General features: G+C 70.8%; 20 protein-coding genes. 8 read left to right on the plus strand and 12 right to left on the minus strand.

Annotated elements, in window-relative coordinates; all coding sequences use genetic code 11:
* Nucleotides 1-73: 73 nt before the first annotated feature.
* The gene (locus tag ACTWP8_RS24885; RefSeq protein WP_443324349.1) at nt 74-625 is read left to right on the plus strand and encodes a GNAT family N-acetyltransferase; all 552 of its coding nucleotides are present in this window, start codon (nt 74-76) and stop codon (nt 623-625) included.
* A gap of 243 nt (nt 626-868) precedes the next feature.
* Nucleotides 869-1,870: an alpha/beta hydrolase gene (locus ACTWP8_RS24890; RefSeq protein WP_443324350.1), complete on the plus strand. Its 1,002-nt coding sequence runs from the start codon at nt 869-871 to the stop codon at nt 1,868-1,870.
* 104 nt (nt 1,871-1,974) lie between these two features.
* Here the strand turns inward: ACTWP8_RS24890 and ACTWP8_RS24895 are convergent, their stop codons facing one another.
* The 3 genes from ACTWP8_RS24895 to allB form a co-directional block, all read right to left on the minus strand.
* Entirely contained in the window at nt 1,975-2,571 is a 597-nt protein-coding gene (locus ACTWP8_RS24895; protein WP_443324351.1) for an HhH-GPD-type base excision DNA repair protein, read from the minus strand.
* A 153-nt stretch (nt 2,572-2,724) separates the two neighbouring features.
* Entirely contained in the window at nt 2,725-3,873 is a 1,149-nt protein-coding gene (gene alc / locus ACTWP8_RS24900; protein WP_443324352.1) for an allantoicase, read from the minus strand.
* Nucleotides 3,870-5,222, minus strand: coding sequence for an allantoinase AllB (gene allB, locus ACTWP8_RS24905; protein WP_443324353.1), 1,353 nt, complete (start codon nt 5,220-5,222; stop codon nt 3,870-3,872). Before allB ends, alc begins: the two co-directional genes overlap by 4 nt.
* A gap of 363 nt (nt 5,223-5,585) precedes the next feature.
* Between allB and ACTWP8_RS24910 the strand changes: the two genes are divergently transcribed.
* Complete coding sequence (locus tag ACTWP8_RS24910; RefSeq protein WP_443324354.1) at nt 5,586-6,404, plus strand: IclR family transcriptional regulator; 819 nt, start codon at nt 5,586-5,588, stop codon at nt 6,402-6,404.
* Between the two features lie 107 nt (nt 6,405-6,511).
* Here ACTWP8_RS24910 and ACTWP8_RS24915 read toward each other — a convergent pair whose 3' ends face one another.
* Nucleotides 6,512-6,913 (minus strand): DUF5955 family protein, encoded by a 402-nt coding sequence (locus ACTWP8_RS24915; RefSeq protein WP_443324355.1) that lies wholly within the window; start codon nt 6,911-6,913, stop codon nt 6,512-6,514.
* Between the two features lie 149 nt (nt 6,914-7,062).
* Here ACTWP8_RS24915 and ACTWP8_RS24920 point away from each other — a divergent pair, with 149 nt between their 5' ends.
* The 3 genes from ACTWP8_RS24920 to aceB all read left to right on the plus strand — a co-directional run bounded on the left by ACTWP8_RS24920 (nt 7,063) and on the right by aceB (nt 11,115).
* Nucleotides 7,063-7,704: a nucleotidyltransferase family protein gene (locus ACTWP8_RS24920; protein WP_443324356.1), complete on the plus strand. Its 642-nt coding sequence runs from the start codon at nt 7,063-7,065 to the stop codon at nt 7,702-7,704.
* Between the two features lie 256 nt (nt 7,705-7,960).
* Nucleotides 7,961-9,169: an RNA-guided endonuclease InsQ/TnpB family protein gene (locus ACTWP8_RS24925; RefSeq protein ID WP_443324357.1), complete on the plus strand. Its 1,209-nt coding sequence runs from the start codon at nt 7,961-7,963 to the stop codon at nt 9,167-9,169.
* Between the two features lie 323 nt (nt 9,170-9,492).
* Nucleotides 9,493-11,115: a malate synthase A gene (gene aceB, locus ACTWP8_RS24930; RefSeq protein ID WP_443324358.1), complete on the plus strand. Its 1,623-nt coding sequence runs from the start codon at nt 9,493-9,495 to the stop codon at nt 11,113-11,115.
* A 12-nt stretch (nt 11,116-11,127) separates the two neighbouring features.
* Here the strand turns inward: aceB and tgmB are convergent, their stop codons facing one another.
* Nucleotides 11,128-12,126, minus strand: a complete 999-nt coding sequence (tgmB, locus tag ACTWP8_RS24935; RefSeq protein ID WP_443324359.1) for an ATP-grasp ribosomal peptide maturase — start codon at nt 12,124-12,126, stop codon at nt 11,128-11,130.
* Between the two features lie 11 nt (nt 12,127-12,137).
* Nucleotides 12,138-12,329, minus strand: a complete 192-nt coding sequence (tgmA, locus tag ACTWP8_RS24940; protein WP_443317110.1) for a putative ATP-grasp-modified RiPP — start codon at nt 12,327-12,329, stop codon at nt 12,138-12,140.
* Between the two features lie 346 nt (nt 12,330-12,675).
* Between tgmA and ACTWP8_RS24945 the strand changes: the two genes are divergently transcribed.
* Entirely contained in the window at nt 12,676-13,566 is an 891-nt protein-coding gene (locus tag ACTWP8_RS24945; RefSeq protein WP_443324360.1) for a chitosanase, read from the plus strand.
* Between the two features lie 310 nt (nt 13,567-13,876).
* On the opposite strand, the gene ACTWP8_RS24950 is transcribed toward ACTWP8_RS24945, so the two are convergent.
* From ACTWP8_RS24950 to ACTWP8_RS24975, 6 genes are all read right to left on the minus strand, one after another.
* A complete protein-coding gene (locus ACTWP8_RS24950; protein WP_443324361.1) occupies nt 13,877-15,253 on the minus strand; it encodes an 8-oxoguanine deaminase in 1,377 nt (458 codons plus the stop codon).
* A 160-nt stretch (nt 15,254-15,413) separates the two neighbouring features.
* The gene (gene pucL / locus ACTWP8_RS24955; protein ID WP_443324362.1) at nt 15,414-16,361 is read right to left on the minus strand and encodes a factor-independent urate hydroxylase; all 948 of its coding nucleotides are present in this window, start codon (nt 16,359-16,361) and stop codon (nt 15,414-15,416) included.
* Nucleotides 16,362-16,368: 7 nt separating this feature from the next.
* Nucleotides 16,369-16,758, minus strand: coding sequence for a hydroxyisourate hydrolase (gene uraH, locus ACTWP8_RS24960; RefSeq protein ID WP_443324363.1), 390 nt, complete (start codon nt 16,756-16,758; stop codon nt 16,369-16,371).
* Nucleotides 16,755-17,261: a 2-oxo-4-hydroxy-4-carboxy-5-ureidoimidazoline decarboxylase gene (uraD, locus tag ACTWP8_RS24965; RefSeq protein ID WP_443324364.1), complete on the minus strand. Its 507-nt coding sequence runs from the start codon at nt 17,259-17,261 to the stop codon at nt 16,755-16,757. The genes uraH and uraD overlap by 4 nt, the downstream gene beginning before the upstream one ends.
* 178 nt (nt 17,262-17,439) lie before the next feature.
* A complete protein-coding gene (locus ACTWP8_RS24970; RefSeq protein WP_443324365.1) occupies nt 17,440-17,817 on the minus strand; it encodes a helix-turn-helix domain-containing protein in 378 nt (125 codons plus the stop codon).
* Nucleotides 17,814-18,065 carry a hypothetical protein gene (locus ACTWP8_RS24975; protein ID WP_443317117.1) on the minus strand — a complete coding sequence of 84 codons (252 nt, stop codon included), beginning with the start codon at nt 18,063-18,065 and terminating at the stop codon, nt 17,814-17,816. The genes ACTWP8_RS24970 and ACTWP8_RS24975 overlap by 4 nt, the downstream gene beginning before the upstream one ends.
* 125 nt (nt 18,066-18,190) lie before the next feature.
* Here ACTWP8_RS24975 and ACTWP8_RS24980 point away from each other — a divergent pair, with 125 nt between their 5' ends.
* Complete coding sequence (locus tag ACTWP8_RS24980) at nt 18,191-19,018, plus strand: TIM barrel protein (protein WP_443324366.1); 828 nt, start codon at nt 18,191-18,193, stop codon at nt 19,016-19,018.
* Nucleotides 19,019-19,131: the final 113 nt, after the last annotated feature.

The following is a 19,131-nucleotide window of genomic DNA, read 5'->3' on the forward strand; positions in this document are numbered from 1 at the left end:
GAGATGAGGCGCTCGACCGGCACCGCAGGAATTCCGAGTGGAGGGCACCCGCCACACCCGGGACACTGACCCAATGCGCATTCGGGCAGCCCGCACTGGCGAACTCCCCGTCCTCCAGGACATCGAAAGGGCGGCCGGGCGGTGCTTTCGCGACATCGGGATGGCGGAGATCGCCGACGATGACCCGCTCCCGCTCGGGGAGTTGGCACGGTACCAGCGGGCCGGACTGGCCTGGGTCGCGGCCGCCGCGGCCGACCCAACGGACCCAACGGACCCGGCCGACCCGGCCCACCCGACCGACCGGCCCGTCGCCTATCTCATCGCGGAACCCGTGGACGGCAATCTCCACGTCGAGCAAGTGTCCGTGCATCCGGACTTCGCGCGCCGCGGCATCGGGCGGTCGCTGCTGGATCATCTCGCCCGCCGTGCCGCGGCCGACGGCGTGCCCGCGCTCACCCTGACCACGTTCGCGTACGTGCCCTGGAACGCGCCCTACTACGCACGCTGCGGCTTCCGGCGCCTTGACGAGAGCGCGCTCACGCCCGGTCTGTACGCGATCCGGGAGCGGGAGGCCGCCCATCGCCTGGACCGCTGGCCGCGCGTGTGCATGCGCCGGGACGTGTGACCCGGACACCCCCGCGACCCGGCACGGCACCCGAGCACCGGCCAATCCGGCGGCCGGGACCGCGCGGCCCCTCGGCGGGCGGTCCCGGCCGATCCGTAGCACGATTGGAGACGTAGCGCACTGAAAACTCGCGCGTCCGGACAGGCAGCACGCCGCTGCCCCTGCCCTCCGGGCCCGACCGCTCCCCCGGCCCGGAGATGCGCCGCATCAGAACCGTCCCCTTCCGCGAGGGAAGCGATCACCATGCCTCACCACGCGCGCACAACCCCCGTTCTCGAGCCGGCGGCCGCCGCGTTCGCCCAGGCGACCGCCAACCCGCCGTATCTGTTCGACCTCGGCCCCGACGAGGGCCGCAGGACCGTGGACTACGTACAGGCCGGCGAGATCCCCAAGCTCCCCGTCGACGAGGAGTGGATCACCGTCGAGGGCGGCCCGACCGGAAGCGTCAGGATCCGGATCGTCAAGCCCGCCGGTGCCCCCGGCACCCTGCCCGCCGTGCTCTACATCCACGGCGCCGGATGGGTGTTCGGCGACGCCCACACCCACGATCGCCTCGTCCGCGAGCTGGCCGTCGGCTCGAACGCGGCCGTCGTCTTCCCCGAGTACGACCGGTCCCCCGAGTCGCACTATCCCGTCGCCATCGAGGAGTGCTACGCGGTCGCGCAGTGGATATCGCGCGAGGGGGCCGCCAAGGGGCTCGACCCCTCCCGTATCGCCGTGGCCGGCGACTCCGTGGGCGGCAATATGGCCATCGCGCTCACCCTCATGGCCAAGGAACGCGGCGACGTCTCCTTCGCCGAGCAGGTGCTCTTCTACCCCGTCACGGACGCGAATTTCGACACCGAGTCGTACCAGCAGTTCGCCGAGGGCTACTTCCTGCGCCGGGACGGCATGCAGTGGTTCTGGGACCAGTACACGACCGACCCGGACCAGCGGGCCGAGATCACCGCATCGCCGCTGCGCGCCACCACCGAGCAGCTCCGCGACCTGCCGCCCGCCCTGGTCATCACGGGCGAGGCGGACGTCCTGCGCGACGAGGGCGAGGCGTACGCCGCCAAGCTCCGCGAAGCCGGAGTCCCGGTCACTGCGACGCGCTACGCCGGGATCATCCACGACTTCGTCATGCTCAACGACCTGCGCGAGACGCAGGCCGCCGACGCCGCCATCAACCAGGCCACGGCCCTTCTGCGCGCCGCCCTCGGCACGGGCGCGGCAGGCACAGCAGGTGCAGCAAGCAGGGGCTGATCACCGGACGTACGCGCTGAACGCGAACCCGTAGCCGCCCGGGCCGAGTTGGGACGTCGTTGCGGTGGGTTGGGGCTGCGCACCGTCGACCCGGAGATCGGGATTCAGGGTTTCTTGGCGGGCTTGGCGGCCTTCGCGGCGCGCTTGGCCTCCTGTTTGAAGGCGCGGACCTTGCTCAGCGACTCGGGTCCTGTGATGTCGGCGACCGAGCGGTAGGAGCCCACCTCGCCGTACGCGCCCGCGGCCTCGCGCCAGCCCTCCGGCGTCACGCCGTACTGCTTGCCCAGCAGCGCGAGGAAGATCTGGGACTTCTGCTTGCCGTAACCGGGAAGGGCGTTCAGCCGGTCCAGGAGTTCCTTGCCGGTGGCGGCGTCGCGCCACAGCGCCTCCGGGTCGCCGTCGTAGTGGTCGACCAGGTACTGGCAGAGCTGCTGGACCCGCTTGGCCATGGAGCCGGGGTAGCGGTGCACGGCGGGCTTGGCCGAGAGGAGCTCGGCGAACGCCTCGGGGTCCTGGGCGGCGATCTCGTGCGCGTCGAGGTCCTCGCCGCCCAGACGCGTGGCGATGGTGTAGGGGCCGGTGAAAGCCCACTCCATGGGGACCTGCTGATCGAGCAGCATGCCGATCAGGGCGGCCAGCGGGCTGCGGCCGAGCAGCTCGTCGGCCTCGGGCTGCTGCGCGAGCCGGACTGTGGTGTTCATGGGGCCATGGTCTCCCTTGGTGCGGTGCCTCCGCGACCCCAGCACACCGAGGGACACCGAGGCAGCACGGCGCGGGCGTCAGCCGTAAGTCCTCACCCGCCCGGCACGGGCGTCAGCCGTAAGACCCCACAGCGCGGCGTCAGCCGTAGGACCTCACCCGCCCCGCTCCTCGTGCCGCGAGGCCAGCCGCTTCGCGCCTTCCGCCGTCAGCGAGCCGTGCAGCCGCAGCCGGGCGATGCCGCCGTCCGGGAAGATGTCGATGCGGACGTGGGTCGCGGCGGGGGCCGGGGCGTCGAGGGCGAAGCGGTGCACCGTGTCGGGCTGGAGCCGGGTGGGCGGAAGGATCTCCCTCCAGGCCGGGGAGCCGTGGTCCGAGGGGTCGGCGCCCGTCGATGCGTCCAGCGCGTAAAGGGCCGCCCAGCCCGCCGAGTTGCCTTTCAGGCAGCCCGTGTCGATCTCGACGGCGCGGATCTCGGCCTGCTCGGTGAGCGCGTAGCGGACCCAGTCGTTGCCCTTGTCGCGGCGGCGTCTGGTCTCCCAGCCGTCGTCCATCTTCTGCGACCGCCCGGGCTGGATGGTGTTCGTGGGTGGGGAGTAGAAGCGGTCGGAGGCGTCCTCGACCGCGCCCCCGTTCTCCAGGGCCACCACATCGAAGGTGCCGAGGGAGGCGAGCCACGCCGGGTCGGGGGCGACCTCGCCGTGCACCCGGAGACGGGCGATGCCGCCATCGGGGTGCTGGCTGACGCGCAGGTGCGTGTAGCGCTGCGGCGCGTCGACGGCGAAGCCGTTGGCGGCGTGGCCGCCGATGGCCGTACGGGGGACGATCTCGGTCCAGGTCACGTCGGGGGCGAGGAGGTCGTCGGGCGAGGGCGAGCCGTCGACCGCGGTGGCCTCGATGCTCACGGCCCGCGGGTAGTTGCCGCGGAAGTGGGCGGTGTCCACGACGATGCCGCGGATGACGCCCGGGGCGCCGAGCCGTACGAGCGCCCAGTCGTGGTCCTCGTCCACCGGGTGCGGTGTCGCGGCGTCCCTGCCGCGCCTGCGCCGCGTCTCCCAGCCGTCCATGATCTTTCCCTTGTGGCCGAAGGCCTCGGGGTCGAAGTGGGCCCGCCCGGGCTTCAGCAGATTCTCGCGCTCGGCGAAGAACTCGTCGTTCGCGGCGATGACGCCCGCGCCCAGCCTGCGGTCGGCGAGGTCCGCGAGGTGGGTGAAGGGGAAGTCGGCGCTGCGGTAGTCGGCGTACGGGTCGCCGCCGCCGTACGGGCTCGCGTCGCCGGTGAAGCGGGGGATGTCCGCGGTCATGAGTGGTGCTCCCTCTCGAGGAGTCGGCCGGTGGGCTCTGCGGTCGTTCCGTGGTCGGCGATCCGCCGCCCGCGCAGCCAGGTCGACCGTACGACGCCGTGCAGCGTGCGCCCGGCGTAGGCGGTGACCCGGTTGCGGTGGTGCAGATCCGCGGGATCCACGGTGAAGGTCTCGTCGGGTGCCAGCACGGCGAAGTCGGCGTCGCGGCCCGCCTCGATGGCGCCCTTGCTCCGGAGCCCGGCGAGCTCGGCAGGGGCGGTGGACATCCAGCGCACGACGTCCTCGAGTCCGCGGCCGCGCCTGCGGGCCTCGGTCCAGACGGCGGGCAGGCCGAGCTGGAGGGAGGAGATGCCGCCCCAGGCCTGGGCGAAGTCGCCGGTGTCGAAGCGCTTGAGGTCGGGGGTGGAGGGCGAGTGGTCGGAGACGATGCAGTCGATCGTGCCGTCGGCCAGGCCCTGCCACAGCGCGTCCTGGTTGCCCGCCTCGCGGATGGGTGGGCAGCACTTGAACTCGGTGGCACCGTCGGGGACTTCCTCGGCGGTCAGGGTCAGGTAGTGCGGGCAGGTCTCGACGGTCAGCCGTACGCCCTCGCGCTTGGCGGCGGCGATCAGCGGCAGGGCGTCGGAGGAGGAGAGGTGCAGGATGTGCACGCGCGCGTGGAGGCGCCGCGCGAGGGCGATCAGCCCCTTGATGGCGGTGATCTCCGCGGCGCGCGGGCGGGAGGCGAGGAAGTCGGCGTAGCGGGGCCCGGGAGCCTGCGGCGCGCCCTCGATGAGGTGCGGGTCCTCGGCGTGGACGATCAGAAGCCCGCCGAAGCTCGCGATCTCACCCATGGCCTCCTCCAGCTCCGCCGGGGTGAGCTGGGGGAACTCGTCCACACCGGAGTGCAGCAGGAAGCACTTGAAGCCGAAGACGCCCGCGTCGTGCAGAGGCTTGAGGTCCTTGACGTTGCCGGGGACGGCGCCGCCCCAGAAGCCGACGTCGATATGGGACTTGGCGCGGGCGACGCCCCGCTTGAGGTCGAGGTGCTGGACGGTGGTGGTGGGCGGGATGCTGTTGAGCGGCATGTCGATGAGGGTGGTGACGCCGCCGGCCGCGGCGGCGCGGGTGGCGGAGGAGAAGCCCTCCCACTCGGTGCGGCCGGGGTCGTTGACGTGCACGTGGGTGTCGACGAGGCCGGGGAGCAGGACGTCGTCGCCGAAGTCCTCGAACCGGGCGCCGGCCGGCGGCTCGGCGTCGTACGGCAGCACCGCCTCGATGCTGCCGCCGGTGACGGCGACCGCCGCCGCGCGCGTGCCCTCGGGGGTGATCACCCGCCGCGAGCGCAGTACCAGGTCCACCTCTGACACCCGGGCCCCTCTCCACCGATTTCAACGTTCTGTTGAAGGGAAGTCTTTTACGCGGGTTCAGCACCCGTCAAGACCTGCCCTCGATTCAGAGGTTTCCACGAAATGGGAGAGGAATTTCGCTCATCGAAACATGGTGACGTCCCATGGACGTGTCCCGACCTCGCCACCGACCGGCCCGGCTGGCCGGAAAACAGCCCGTGACCGGGGCGAACGCTGGGTCAAGGCCCATGTGGAGATCGCCGGTCCCCGGTAAGCTGCCCTTCTGCCGGTCGTGCCGCGTGCTGCCCCGCACCCACGCGGTGACCGGTGACTCTCCCCAGAGCTTCGCCTGGGCGGGACCCCCAGCCCCGAAAGGAACGCGACGTGCCGCCGTCGAGCGACAGCACCTCCGCCTCTGCCAAGCCCGCCGCCACGGGCGGCGTGCAGTCCCTCGAGCGCGCCTTCGACCTGCTCGAGCGGATGGCCGACGCGGGCGGCGAGGTCGGGCTGAGCGAGCTCTCCACCAGCAGCGGGCTGCCGTTGCCCACCATCCACCGGCTGATGCGCACCCTGGTGGCCTGCGGTTACGTACGCCAGCAGCCGAACCGCCGCTACGCGCTGGGCCCGCGGCTGATCCGCCTCGGCGAGAGTGCGTCCCGGCTGCTCGGCACCTGGGCCCGGCCGTACCTGGCGCGGCTGGTCGAGGAGACCGGCGAGACGGCCAACATGGCGCTGCTCGACGGCGACGAGGTGGTGTACGTCGCACAGGTTCCGTCGCGGCACTCGATGCGGATGTTCACGGAGGTCGGCCGCCGCGTGCTGCCGCACTCCACGGGTGTGGGCAAGGCGCTGCTGGCGAACACGCCGGACGAGGAGGTGCGGGCGCTGCTCGCACGCACGGGCATGCCTGCCGCGACCGAGAAGACGATCACCACGCCCGAGGGCTTCCTGCAGGCGCTGGAGCGCGTCCGCGAGGTCGGCTACGCGGTGGACGACAACGAGCAGGAGATCGGGGTCCGGTGCCTCGCGGTCTCCGTACCGGACTCGCCGACGGCGGCCGCCATCTCGATCTCGGGTCCTGCGGGGCGGGTGACCGAGGTGGCCACGGAGAAGATCGTGCCACTGCTGCAGGAGGTCGCGGCCGACCTGTCGGTCGCACTGGCCAGCACGGGCAGCGGGAACGGGAACGGCGGCGCGCTCTGAGGCCGTGGGCGTGCTGCGCCACCGACCGGTGCCGTCGGTCCGCAGCCCTGGTAGCGGCCCGCCTGACTGCCGTGCGGCTCCGGCGATTCAGTCGCCGGGGCGCGGGTTCAGTCGCCGGGGCGCGGGCAGGGCAGCTCGCTGAAGCTATCGATCACCCGGCGCATGTCGGAGAGGGCCGGTGCCAGCGCGCTCACCGAGCCCAGCGCACCGGTGACCAGCAGCAGGGAGCGGCGCAGCCGGGGCACCTCGGGCGCACCGGAGCGGGCCATCGCGTCCAGGGCCGCGAGCTCGTCCTCGGCAACCCCACGGTCCGGCAAGTCCGCAGGATGACTCGCCAGTTCGCGGCGCAGCCGGGACACGGCCGCGCACAGCTCCATCACCCGTGGGTCCACCTCCGTCCCCGGGTCGCGGCCGGTGCCGGCCGTCTGCCTCTGCTCCACTGCTACGGCGCCCTCCGCCGCCGCGGTGCCCGTCGGCCTGCCGCGGACCATCTGGTTGCTCAGCCCCACGCTGCCCTCCCCTCCCGGACTCCCTACGGCCTCACGGCGCGCTGCGCCTGCGCGAGAGGCCGCGGATCAGTTAACGCCACTCTCCGCACCGAGCGCCACACGGAGGGCGAAATTCAGCCCATGAGACTGATGCGGTATATGCAGGGCGCATGAGACCTTCCGCGAGCGGCGTGTCCGATTCCGCTGCGCACGGCCCCCGGATCGCCGGACTGCTGCTGGCCGCGGGCGGCGGCCGGCGGCTGGGCGGACGGCCCAAGGCCCTGCTGGACTTCCGGGGACGGCCGCTGGTCGAGCACGCGGCGCGCGTGCTGCGCGAGGGCGGCTGCTCCCCCGTGCACGTGGTGCTGGGCGCCTCCGCCGACGCCGTACGAGCCAGGGCCCGGCTGCCGGGCTGCGTGCTCGTCGACAACCCCGACTGGGCGGCGGGGATGGGCTCTTCGCTGCGTGCCGGCCTGGCGTCCCTCGCCGGTACGGGCGCGCGGGCGGTGGTCGTCGCGCTCGTGGACCAGCCGGGCATCGGTGCGGACGCGGTGGCACGCGTGCGGGCGGCGTACGAGTCGCCGTCGAGCATGGCCGCAGCGTCGTACGGGGGGCGGCGCGGCCACCCGGTGCTGTTCGGCGCCGACCGCTGGCCCGGGATCACGGCGGTCGCGGCGGGCGACCAGGGCGCGCGGGCGTATCTGCGGCAGCACGAGGCGGAGATCGCACTCGTCGACTGCTCGGACATCGCGGCGCCCGACGACATCGACACTCCGGAGGACTTGAGGCTCCTCGGCCAGGCCGAGGCGTAGCGCTTCCTTGGACGGTGCTGTGCACCGGCACGGCGCCACGCCGCGGTCCGCAGTTCAACGCAACAACTCGCAGGCCGGTACGCGCGGAAGTGCACCTTGCAGCGTCCCAGATGAGTTATCCCTTGTCCTGGGCGCAGACCCCTGCTTCAGCTGAGGGTTAGCCCATCCTTGGCCCGGAGCAGCGAAGCGGCTCAAGTCCGCTGCGTTGTCAGTGGCCCGCGCTAGCGTGATCACATCAGTTGGAGGGGGTGTTCGTGTGCTGTCCGGTCGCAGATACCGACTTGAGCTTACGGCCGAACAGGCTGAGCAGTGCGAGGAGTTCGGGGATATCTGCCGCGCTGTATGGAACACTGCCCTCGAACAGCGCAGGGAATACCGCAGGCGTGGGGCGTGGATGAACTACGTGCCCCAGGCCGCCGAACTCGCTGAGGCCAAGCGTGAGCACGCGTGGTTGAAGAGGGCGCCGTCGCACGTGCTGCAACAGACCCTCCGGGATCTGGACCGTTCGTGCCATGAACGCGGCACGTTCAACGTCCGGTGGCGCTCGAAGGCGCGATGGTCACCGTCGTTCCGGTTCCCCGCAGGGAACCTCATCACGGTGGAACGGCTGGGCCGCAAGTGGGGGCGCGTGAAACTTCCCAAGCTGGGATGGGTCCGATTCCGCTGGTCTCGCCCCCTCGGCGGCCAGATCCGCTCGGCGACTGTTGGCCGCAAGGGCGGGCAGTGGTTCGTGTCCTTCCTCGTTGACGACAGGTGCAAGACGCCGGAAATACACGCGATGCCGGACACCGCCGTCGGTATCGACAGGGGGGTGACGATCGCGGCTGTCACCAGTGACGGCACCTTCTACGACCGGCACTTCATCACCCCCGGCGAGACGGTCCGGTACCGCAGGTTGCAGCAGGAGCTGGCCCGCCAGCGGAAGGGATCAGCGAACCGGTGTAAGACGGTCGCAGCCATGGGCCGGATAATGCGCCGGGTCGCCGACCGGCGTAACGACTTTTGCGCCTACACCGCCAACCGCATCACCGCCCGCAACGCTCTTGTGGTCCTCGAAGACCTACGCACCCGGAACATGACCGCGAGCGCGTCCGTGACACTCGCCCAGCCGGGCCGCAACGTCAAGCAGAAAGCTGGGCTCAACCATGCGATCCTCGATAAGGGCTGGCACAAGCTGGAACTTGCCCTCCGCAACGCCGCCCGCCACACGGGCAGCCAGATTCTTCTCGTCAACCCCGCCTACACGTCTCAGACGTGCAACCGGTGCGGGCACGTGGACGCGAAGAGCCGCAAGAGCCAAGCGGCCTTCGAGTGCACCGCCTGCGGACACCGGGACCACGCCGACGTCAACGCGGCAAAGAACCAAAGGGACGCGGGGCTCGCGTTCCCAGCCTGTGGAGACCTCGGCACCAGCCGGTCCGCGAAGCAGGAACCCGTAGGCCGGGCAACCGGCCGAAACCCCTGAGAAGGGGAATCCTCGCCATTCATGGCGAGGAGGATGCCAACGTTCTTCTCCCACGTCACACACACCTCGCGGCGCGGCTCCAGCAAGAACAGTCTCGGAGGTGGCACTCAGAGCCACCCGAGGGCCCGTGTATCACCGCAAGAATTATCTCGACGTCAACAGACCTTGAACTTCCACCATAAGGAAACTATTCTCCACTGGTCAGAAGCGCCCTGAACCTCAGACGGCGCCCGCGACCGCATCCGGAGCCGACGGCACCCCGTGCCGTGCGCCGGTGATCCCGCGGCCCTCCGGGCACCGACCGCTGAATGGAGTGACAGCTCATGCCCGCACCAGCGCCGTCGCAGCCGGCCGTCGTCGACGTCGATCCCGGCCGGGCACCGGCACGGCAGGGCGAGGTCCTCAACCACGCGGCCCTCGCCTTCATCGCCGCACTCCACCAGCGGTTCACCCCCCGCCGCGACGAGCTCCTCACGCTGCGCAAGGAGCGCCGTGCCGAGATCGCCAGGACCAGCGCACTGGACTTCCTGCCCGAGACCGCGCACATCCGCGAGGGCGAGTGGAAGGTCGCCCCGGCGCCCGCCGCGCTCGACGACCGGCGCGTGGAGATCACCGGCCCCACGGACCGCAAGATGACCATCAACGCGCTCAATTCGGGCGCCAAGGTCTGGCTCGCCGACTTCGAGGACGCCTCGGCTCCCACCTGGGAGAACGTCGTCCTCGGCCAGCTCAACCTGATCGACGCCTACGAGCGCCGGATCGACTTCACCGGCCCCGAGGGCAAGACGTACGCCCTGAAGCCCGCCGAGGAGCTCGCGACCGTCGTGGTGCGGCCGCGCGGCTGGCACCTGGACGAGCGGCACGTGCGCGTAGGCGACCGCGCGGTCCCCGGCGCCCTCGTCGACTTCGGGCTCTACTTCTTCCACAACGCGCAGCGCCTGATCGACCTTGGCAAAGGCCCGTACTTCTACCTCCCGAAGCTCGAGTCGCACCTCGAGGCGCGCCTGTGGAACGACGTCTTCGTCTTCGCGCAGGACTACGTGGGCCTTCCGCAGGGCACCATCCGCGCCACCGTGCTGATCGAGACGATCACCGCCGCGTACGAGATGGAGGAGATCCTCTACGAGCTGCGCGACCACGCCTCCGGGCTCAACGCGGGCCGCTGGGACTACCTGTTCTCCATCGTCAAGAACTTCCGTGACGGCGGGCCCAGGTTCGTCCTGCCGGACCGCAACGCGGTGACCATGACCGCCCCGTTCATGCGCGCCTACACCGAACTCCTGGTCCGTACGTGCCACAAGCGCGGCGCCCACGCCATCGGCGGCATGGCCGCGTTCATCCCCTCCCGCCGCGACCCCGAGGTCAACGCCAGGGCGCTGGAGAAGGTGAAGGCCGACAAGGACCGCGAGGCCGGGGACGGCTTCGACGGATCGTGGGTGGCGCACCCGGACCTGGTGCCGGTGGCCCGCGCCTCCTTCGACGCGGTCCTCGGCGAGAAGCCGAACCAGAAGGACCGGCTGCGCGAGGACGTCCACGTGACGGCGGAGCAGCTGACCGACATCGCGTCGCTGGACGCCAGGCCCACGTATGAGGGGCTGCGCAACGCCGTGCAGGTGGGCACCCGTTACATCGAAGCATGGCTGCGCGGGCTCGGCGCCGTCGCCATCTTCAACCTGATGGAGGACGCGGCGACCGCGGAGATCTCCCGCTCCCAGATCTGGCAGTGGATCAACGCGGGCGTGGTCTTCGAGAACGGCGAGAAGGCCACGCCTGAGCTGGTCCGCAGGGTCGCGGACGGGGAACTGGCCGCGATCCGCGAGGAGATCGGCGAGGAGGCGTTCGCGGCGGGCATGTGGCGCCAGGCGCACGACCTGCTGCTCAGGGTCGCGCTGGATGAGGACTATGCGGACTTCCTCACCCTGCCCGCGTACGAGCTGCTGAGCTGACTCGCCTCCCTCTCAGGGACTGTCAGACCCCTTGTCAGGCCTCCCTGCCAAGCCGTCTGCCGGGCGGCGCCGGTGGCCAGGCCGGACGGCGCCGGTGGCCAGCCAGGCTGCGACGGCTTCGGCGATGGGCTGCTCGGTCTCCAGCTGGATGAAGCCGAACTGCCCGCCCTGGTTGCACTCGAGAAACCACCAGGTGCCGTCCTCGTCCTCGGCGAAGTCGAAAGCGCCGTAGGCGAGCCGCGCGGTGTTCATGTAGGCGCGGACGGCAGGACCGATGCGGGCGGGCAGTTCGGTGGCCTCCCAGGGGTGGCCGTTCTCGGCGAACCGCCCGTCCACCTGGTCGGGGTCGGCCGCCTTCCGGGCGGCGAACAGCGCGTCGCCCACACAGGTCAGCCGGATGTCCGCGCGCTTGGGTACGAGTTGCTGAAGAAGGGTGGGGCCGGCCGCGACTTCCGCGAAGTCCGCGTCCGGCTCGATACGGGTGGTGGGCAGCGCCAACGGCGGGTCGCTGGGGTGCGCCCCGGAGACCGACTTGACGACGAGGTCCGGGTACCGGCCGGCGAACTCGCGCGCCACCTGCGGGAACGTGGTGATCAGGGTCGGGGGCACGGCGAAGGCGCTGTGCCGGGCGACCTGCAGCTGCCACGGCTTGTAGCGGGCCTGCGCGGCCGCGTTGGGGTGATTCATCCAGCGCGCCGGGGTACAACTCAGCGTTCCGTACAGCGCCTGTGTGGACTCGGCCGTGAGCCAGGCGGACTGCTCGACGGCGTGCGCTCCGGGCGCGCCGGGTCTTCGGATCCATATCGAGCGCAGGCCGTTCATGCTCACGACGCGCCCGCCGCTCGACAGGTGCCCGTGGAAGTCGCCCTGGACGTACTCGGCCGACAGGGCGACGTCGCCGGGGAGGTCGGCGGGATCGAGGCGTACGACCGGGACTCCGGATGCGTTCAGCGCGGACACCACCATGTCCGCGGTCACATCCTCTTCGCAGGTCAGGACCAGCACGGTCATGGGCGGGTCGGTCAGTCGTCGAAGTGCGTCTTGGACCCCGCGGTGGAGGTGGTGGTGCCGGCCGCGAGCAGCACCGCCGGGTCCTCGATGGCAGGGCGCCCGTCGGACAGGACGTTCAACTGCCGCGTGGATTCGTAGGCGTAAGGGGTCACGGCGGGTGGGTGCACGGCCGGACGGGCGTAATTCAACGCGAACGGTCGCATGACTTTCTCCTCCTTGTGCCCGGGAGGGGCGCCGGCGTCTCTCCACGACCCTCCCTTCAGACGCGACGGCGCGCGTCCGGGTTCATCGGGCCGGCAGCTGAAGTCCGCCGACCCCCCGCACGTAAGAGAACGTACGGGTAAACATAGTTGTTTCACGGCTCTGGGTAGTTTTTCCGGCTTCCTTGCGAAGCCGCTCGCCCTCAAAGAGGGGCGAGAGGCGGTACGGGTTTCACCCACCGGTCGAAGGCTCCGGGGCTTGACGGGTATACGTCCGCGGTGGAGCCTGATAGGAAAGGTTCCTAACGATTCGTTCGCCGGGCCACAACAACCCCCCACCGGAGGACTTATGCGAACCCGCTCGACCGGCAAGGGACTTCGGTCCGCCTCGCGTCTCCTGCTCGGCCTGGCCCTGCTCGCGATCCCGGCCACGGCAGTGGCCGCGACGGCCGCGACCGAGGAGCAGAAGCCCGCGGCCCAGTCCCGGGCGCAGGAGCAGGCGCAGGAGCAGGAGCAGACCGCCGAGGCGGCTTCCGGGCTCGACGACCCGGAGAAGAAGGAAATAGCGATGAAGCTGGTGTCCAGCGCGGAGAACTCCTCGCTGGACTGGAAGGCGCAGTACAAGTACATAGAGGACATCGGCGACGGCCGCGGCTACACGGCGGGCATCATCGGCTTCTGTTCCGGCACCGGCGACATGCTGGACCTGGTGGAGCTCTACACCCAGCGGAAGCCGGACAACGTCCTCGCCAAGTACCTGCCCGCGCTGCGCGAGGTGAACGGCAGCGACTCGCACGAGGGCCTCGACCCGACGTTCACCGGCGACTGGGAGAAGGCCGCGCAGGACCCGGAGTTCACGAAGGCGCAGGACGACGAGCGCGACCGGGTCTACTTCAACCCGGCGGTCAGCCGGGGGAAGGAGGACGGCATCGGGACGCTCGGCCAGTTCGCGTACTACGACGCGATCGTGATGCACGGCGACGGCGACGACGAGACGAGCTTCGGCTCGATCCGCGAGAAGGCCCTCGCCGAGGCGAAGCCACCGTCCGAGGGCGGCGACGAGGTGAAGTACCTGCACGCCTTCCTCGACGCGCGGGTGTGGGCCATGAAGCAGGAGGAGGCCCACAGCGACACCAGCCGGGTGGACACGGCCCAGCGGGTCTTCCTCAACGACGGCAACCTCAACCTGGACACGCCGCTGGACTGGAAGGTCTACGGCGACAGCTACCACATCGACTGACCGGCCGGCCGGCCGAGCCGACCGCGCCGGCCCGCTCAGCGCGCCACCGCCGCGGTGCCAGGGGCGGCGATCGGGATCAGTGTGCTGAACCGGCCCCGGGGGCATGGACCTTGGGTCGCGCCCCCGGGGCCCGGCAGCTGCCACGGCCCCCGCTCGGGTCCGCGGCCGCCGGCCGGGAGCCGTCCCTCCCAGCCGGAGCCTCTTACGGCAGTCGGCTACTCACGCCGGGTTGCCTGCTTGCGCCGGTAGCCTGCTCGCGCAGGTTGCCTCTTGCGCCAGTTACGTGCTGGCGCCAGCCGCCTACCGTCCGTCAGCCGCCGTCGGCGATCCGCGCCAGCCGCCGCGCCTGCTCCCGCGCGCCGCGGGCGATGGCGTCCTCGTCGGCGGTCGTCAGGCGGCCCGCCTCCACGACCGGCCTGCCGTTGATCAGCGAGAGCGTGACCGGGGCGGCCGCGCCGAAGACGAGGGCCGCGACCGGGTCGGCGATGGAGGAGTGCCCGATGCCGTCCAGCTTCCACAGCACCAGGTCGGCCAGCTTGCCCGCCTCGAGCGAGCCGATCTCGCCCGCCCGGCCCAGCACTTGCGCGCCGCCGTATGTGCCCAGGCGCAGTGCCTGACGGGCGTTCAGCGCGTGCTCGCGCCTGTCCCCGAGGCGGTTGATGAGCAGCGCGTTGCGCAGCTCGGTGTGCAGTTCGCCCGACTCGTTGGACGCCGTGCCGTCGACGCCGAGGCCGACCGGGATCCCGGCGGCCAGCATGTCCGGCACGCGCGCGATGCCCGCGGCCAGCCGCGCGTTGGAGGACGGGCAGTGCGCGACGCCGGTCTTCGTACGGGCGAAGGCGGCGATGTCGGAGTCGTTCATGTGGACGCAGTGCGCCATCCACACGTCCTCGCCGAGCCAGCCGGTCGACTCGAAGTAGTCGGTCGGGCCCATGCCGAAGAGCTCGTCGCAGAACTTCTCCTCCTCCACGGTCTCCGAGCCGTGGGTGTGCAGCCGTACGCGCTTGCGCCGGGCCAGCACGGCGGCCTCGCGCAGCAGGTCCGTGGAGACCGAGAAGGGCGAGCAGGGCGCGGCGGCGATCTGCAGCATCGAGCCGGACGAGGCGTCGTGGTACGTGTCGATCGCCTCCTCGGTGGCGATCAGCGCGGCCTCGGTGGCCTCGACGGCGAAGTCCGGCGGCAGGCCGCCGTCCGACTGGCCGCGGTCCATGGAACCGCGGGCTGCGGTGAAGCGTACGCCCATCTCGCGGGCAGCGCGGATCTCCGCGCCGAGCAGGTCGCCCGCGCCCTGCGGGAAGATGTAGTGGTGGTCGAACGCCGTCGTCACGCCGCCGCGGACCATCATCGCGAGCGAGCCCCGGGCGGCCGCGTGGACCATGGGCTCGTCGATGCGCGCCCAGACCGGGTAGAGGGCGACCAGCCAGTTGAAGAGGCTGGAGTCCTGGGCGAGGCCCCGGGTGATCCACTGGTAGAAGTGGTGGTGGGTGTTGACCAGGCCGGGGGTCACCAGGTGCCCGGTGCCGTCGACACGCCGAAGGACGTCTTCGAGCCCCTCGGGGGCCTTGCCCGGACCCACCGACTCGATGCGGTTGTCCGCTACGACGACATGGCCCGAGGCGTACTCGGTGTCATCCGCGTCCACGGTGGCGATCGCGCAGTTCTCGATCACGATGCGCTGGGCTGCCATCACGGTTCCTCTTTTTCCTTCAGTGGCGCGGGCCCGGGGGTCGAGCGGGGTGACGACCGGGTCCGCGGTGCTGCTCGGTTGCGCAGATGCCCCCGCTCTCCCTCAGGCCCCTGGGGCTGATGACGCCGGCGCCGCGCGTCGGAGGGTGGGTGGTGACGGGTCAGAGGTTGGTGAGGTCGACCGGGATCCGCGGCTCGACGCCGTCCCGCAGCACGGTGGCCTCGATGAGCCCGTACGGGCGGTCGGCGGCGAAGTAGACCTCGTTGTCGTTCTTCAGCCCGAACGGCTCCAGGTCCACCAGGAAGTGATGCTTGTTCGGCAGCGAGAGGCGGACCTCGTCGATCTCCGAGCGGCTGTTGATCATCCGCGAGCCCATCTGGTACAGCGTCTGCTGCAGCGACAGGCTGTAGGTCTCGGCGAAGGCCTGCAACAGGTGCTTGCGCGCCTGCGCGTACGACTTCTCCCAGTCCGGCATCCGCTCCTCGTCACTGGTCCAGTTGTAGCGCCAGCGGGCGTGCACCTGGGTGGCGAGGATGCGGTCGTACGCCTCCTTGAGGGTCGTGTACCTGTCCTTCACATAGCCCCAGAACTCCGAGTTGGTGGAGTTCATGACGGTGAGGTCCTTCAGGCCGGTGACGACCTCCCAGCTCTCGCCGTCGAAGGTGATCTGCGCGGTGCGGATCTCCTGGCCCTTGCGGACGAAGGAGTGCTCGATCCCGTCGGCTCCGCTGGACTGAGCGTGGGCGTCGGAGGTCTCGATCCGCTCCCAGGCGTACTCCTCGATGCGGATGCGCGCCCGGTGGATCGGCTCCTGGCTGGTCACGAAGTGGCGGGCCAGGTGGATGCCGAACTGCTCGGCCGACTCGATCCCGTACCGCTTGGCGAAGGCGTAGACGGTGTTCTTGGTCGTGTCGGTCGGCAGGACGCTGGCGTTGCTGCCGCTGTAGTGCACCTCGTCCATGTCGCCGGAGAGGGCGACGGAGACGTTGAGGTCCTTGATGTGGTGGGTGTCGCCGTCCCGCGTGATTCTGACGACGCGGTTCTCTGCTTTCCCGTACTGGTTCTGACCGAGAACCACCGGGCGGGTGGGCGGGAGAGAAGGTGACATGTCGGTGCTAGCTCCCTCGGTATACGGAGTAGCCGAACGGGTTGAGCAGCAGCGGCACGTGGTAGTGCTCGCCCGGCTCGGCGGCGAAGGTGATCGCCACCTCCGGGAAGAAGGCTCCGCTGTCCCTTACGCGGGGGGCGTCCTGCTGTTCCTCGGCTTGCTGGTGCGCGAAGTACGGCTCGGTTTCGAAGAGGAGCCGTACGTGGGTGGTGCCCTCCGGCAGAGCCGGGAGGTCCTTGCAGCGCCCGTCCGCGTCGGTCCTGGAGGCGCCGTGCGCGGTCCACGCAGCCTGGCCGCCGCTGCGTACGGACAGCTCGACGGCGACCCCTTCCGCGGGGCGGCCGATGCTGGTGTCCAGGATGTGCGTGGACACCGAGGCGGCGGCTTGGGTGCTCATGCGGCGGCTCCTTCTTCCACGAGGCGGGTCAGCCGGATGCGGTTGATCTTCCCCAGCTCGGTGCGGACGATCTCGCGCTCGGTGTCCTGGTCGTTGCGGAGCCGCTCCTTGAGTGCGGCCAGCATCTGGTCTCCGGTCCGGCCGGTCGCACAGATCAGGAAGACGTGACCGAACCTCTCCTGGTAGGCCAGGTTGAGCTCGAGCAGTTCCTCGCGCAGGGACTCCCGCACTCCGCTCTGCTCGCGCCGCGAGGTGGGGTCGCCCGGCTTCGGCCGCCCGATCGGCGGGTGCCCGGCCACGGCCTCGGCCAGGTCGTCCGCGGTGAGCTCGGCGATGGCGGCGTCGCTCGCGGCGAGCAGGGCGTCGGTCGTGGCGTACGGGCGCTGGGCGAGCAGCTTGCTCCCCCACGCCGAACTGGCGCACACCTCGTGCAGTGCGGCGCGGGCCGCGCTGTTGTCGGAGGTGTTGAACCGGACCAGGCCCGGTGTGGGGCTCGACGTCACGGGAAAAGCCTTCCGTGGCTGATGCTGACGGGCTGCGCCTAGCTAAAGCCCTCGCAGGACACCACGTCAACACTTTGTTGAAAGCCCGGCGACTTCGGCGGGGTGTCCCGTCGACGGGTTGAGCTGGTTCGGCACGGCCGGACTGCGCCGTAACGGTTGCTCGCCGTCGCGGCGGGACTTACTGCCCCTTCGCCGCGTTTTCCCTGTTCAGGTAGTTGTAGACGGTGAAACGGCTGACTCCCAGGGCGGAGGCAACCGTCTCCACGCCATGCCGTACGGAGAAGGCACCACGTGCCTCCAATATCCGGACGACCGACTGCTTCTCCTTGCGCTCCAGTTCGGAGAGCGGCACGCCGTGCCGCCGCTCCAGCTCGGCGAGGATGTGGTCCAGCGAGTCGGACAGATGGGGCAGCCGTACGGCCACCAGGTCCCGCCCCTCCCAGGCCAGGACGACGTCGTCGCCCTGGGCGAGCTCCGGGGCGATCATGTCACCGCCCATGGCGTCGACCAGCGGCTTCACGGCCGCGATGAACGGGTGGTCGGCGGGCTCGGTCATCCCTCGCCCTCCCCGATCACATTGACCTGGAGCGACACCCGGGTCGCACCGGCCTCCAGGGACTTGCGCAGCAGCTCGTCCACGGCGGTCAGCACCGCCCCGGCCGGACCCTCCGCGGTATTGCCGAACGGGCCGACGTCGACGGCGTCCAGCTCGGCGGCCTGAACGACCTCGCGGGCGACGACCGCGTGCTGCGGCGGCTCGTCGAGATCGAACGGCTCGGTCGTGAATTCCACCCTCAGTCTCACGCCCTCAACCTAGCGCCCACTGCGACAGATCCGGCAGCCCCACTTGACAGCCCTCCCGGACCACAGGCACGCTTCCATCAAGCAGAAATAAACTTCCGCAATACGGAAGGAGTGCCCAACCCCTCATGGGACCCACCGACCAGCGCTTCGATGTGAATCTCTCGATCCTCCTCACCGAGCTCCCGCTCCTGGAGCGCCCGGCGGCCGCCGCCGCGGCCGGCTTCACCGCGGTCGAGCTGTGGTGGCCCTGGGTCGACTCCCCCACCCCCGAACCATCCGAGCTCGACGCCCTGCGGGACGCTCTGAACGACGCCGGCACGCAGCTGGTGGGCCTGAACTTCTACGCCGGGCAGCTCCCGGGCCCCGACCGCGGCGCGCTGTCGATCCCCGGTGAGGAGTCGGACCGCTTCCGGGCGAACATCGACGTCGCCGCGGACTTCGCGCAGTCCGTGGGCTGCGGGGCACTGAACGCGCTCTACGGCAACCGCGTTGCGGGCGTGGACCCGCAGGTCCAGGACGAGCTCGCGCTGGAGAATCTGGTCCTGGCCGCCCGCGCGGCCGACCGGGTGGGCGCGGTCCTGCTGATCGAGGCGCTCAACCAGCCGGAGTCGCCGCAGTACCCGCTGGTGAGCGCGGAGTCCGCGATCGAGGTCGTGGACCGGGTGAACGCCGCCACCGGGCTCGGCAACGCCAGGTTCCTGATGGACCTTCACCACCTGGCGATGAACGGCGAGGACCTGTACGAGGTCATCGACCGCCACACCGCCAGGACCGGGCACGTACAGATCGCGGACAACCCGGGCCGCGGCGCCCCCGGCTCCGGCGACCTCGACTTCACCGGCCTGTTCGACCGCCTGGACAAGGCGGGTTACGAGGGCTGGATCGGCCTCGAGTACAAGTCCCCCGCCGCGGGCGCCTTCGACTGGCTCCCCGCCGAGCACCGCGCCGCGTAAGAGCGCTGCGCGCACGCGAACACGCACGATCTGGCCGCCGCGGCCCGCCGCAAGCGGCTGCTCCCTCCGGCGGCGCAGCCGCCGGAGGGAGCCGGCGGCCCCGAAGGCGCCAC

Origin of the sequence: Streptomyces sp. 7N604, assembly GCF_052245475.1 — a bacterium.
Taxonomy (GTDB): Bacteria; Actinomycetota; Actinomycetes; order Streptomycetales; family Streptomycetaceae; genus Streptomyces.

Coding starts and splice junctions, on each gene's coding strand:
- ACTWP8_RS24885 (WP_443324349.1), top strand. CDS start 74: ATGCGCATTCGGGCAGCCCGCACTGGCGAACTCCCCGTCCTCCAGGAC.
- ACTWP8_RS24890 (WP_443324350.1), top strand. CDS start 869: ATGCCTCACCACGCGCGCACAACCCCCGTTCTCGAGCCGGCGGCCGCC.
- ACTWP8_RS24895 (WP_443324351.1), bottom strand. CDS start 2,571: ATGAACACCACAGTCCGGCTCGCGCAGCAGCCCGAGGCCGACGAGCTG.
- alc (WP_443324352.1), bottom strand. CDS start 3,873: ATGACCGCGGACATCCCCCGCTTCACCGGCGACGCGAGCCCGTACGGC.
- ACTWP8_RS24920 (WP_443324356.1), top strand. CDS start 7,063: ATGAGACCTTCCGCGAGCGGCGTGTCCGATTCCGCTGCGCACGGCCCC.
- aceB (WP_443324358.1), top strand. CDS start 9,493: ATGCCCGCACCAGCGCCGTCGCAGCCGGCCGTCGTCGACGTCGATCCC.
- tgmB (WP_443324359.1), bottom strand. CDS start 12,126: ATGACCGTGCTGGTCCTGACCTGCGAAGAGGATGTGACCGCGGACATG.
- tgmA (WP_443317110.1), bottom strand. CDS start 12,329: ATGCGACCGTTCGCGTTGAATTACGCCCGTCCGGCCGTGCACCCACCC.
- ACTWP8_RS24945 (WP_443324360.1), top strand. CDS start 12,676: ATGCGAACCCGCTCGACCGGCAAGGGACTTCGGTCCGCCTCGCGTCTC.
- ACTWP8_RS24950 (WP_443324361.1), bottom strand. CDS start 15,253: ATGGCAGCCCAGCGCATCGTGATCGAGAACTGCGCGATCGCCACCGTG.
- pucL (WP_443324362.1), bottom strand. CDS start 16,361: ATGTCACCTTCTCTCCCGCCCACCCGCCCGGTGGTTCTCGGTCAGAAC.
- uraH (WP_443324363.1), bottom strand. CDS start 16,758: ATGAGCACCCAAGCCGCCGCCTCGGTGTCCACGCACATCCTGGACACC.
- ACTWP8_RS24970 (WP_443324365.1), bottom strand. CDS start 17,817: ATGACCGAGCCCGCCGACCACCCGTTCATCGCGGCCGTGAAGCCGCTG.
- ACTWP8_RS24980 (WP_443324366.1), top strand. CDS start 18,191: ATGGGACCCACCGACCAGCGCTTCGATGTGAATCTCTCGATCCTCCTC.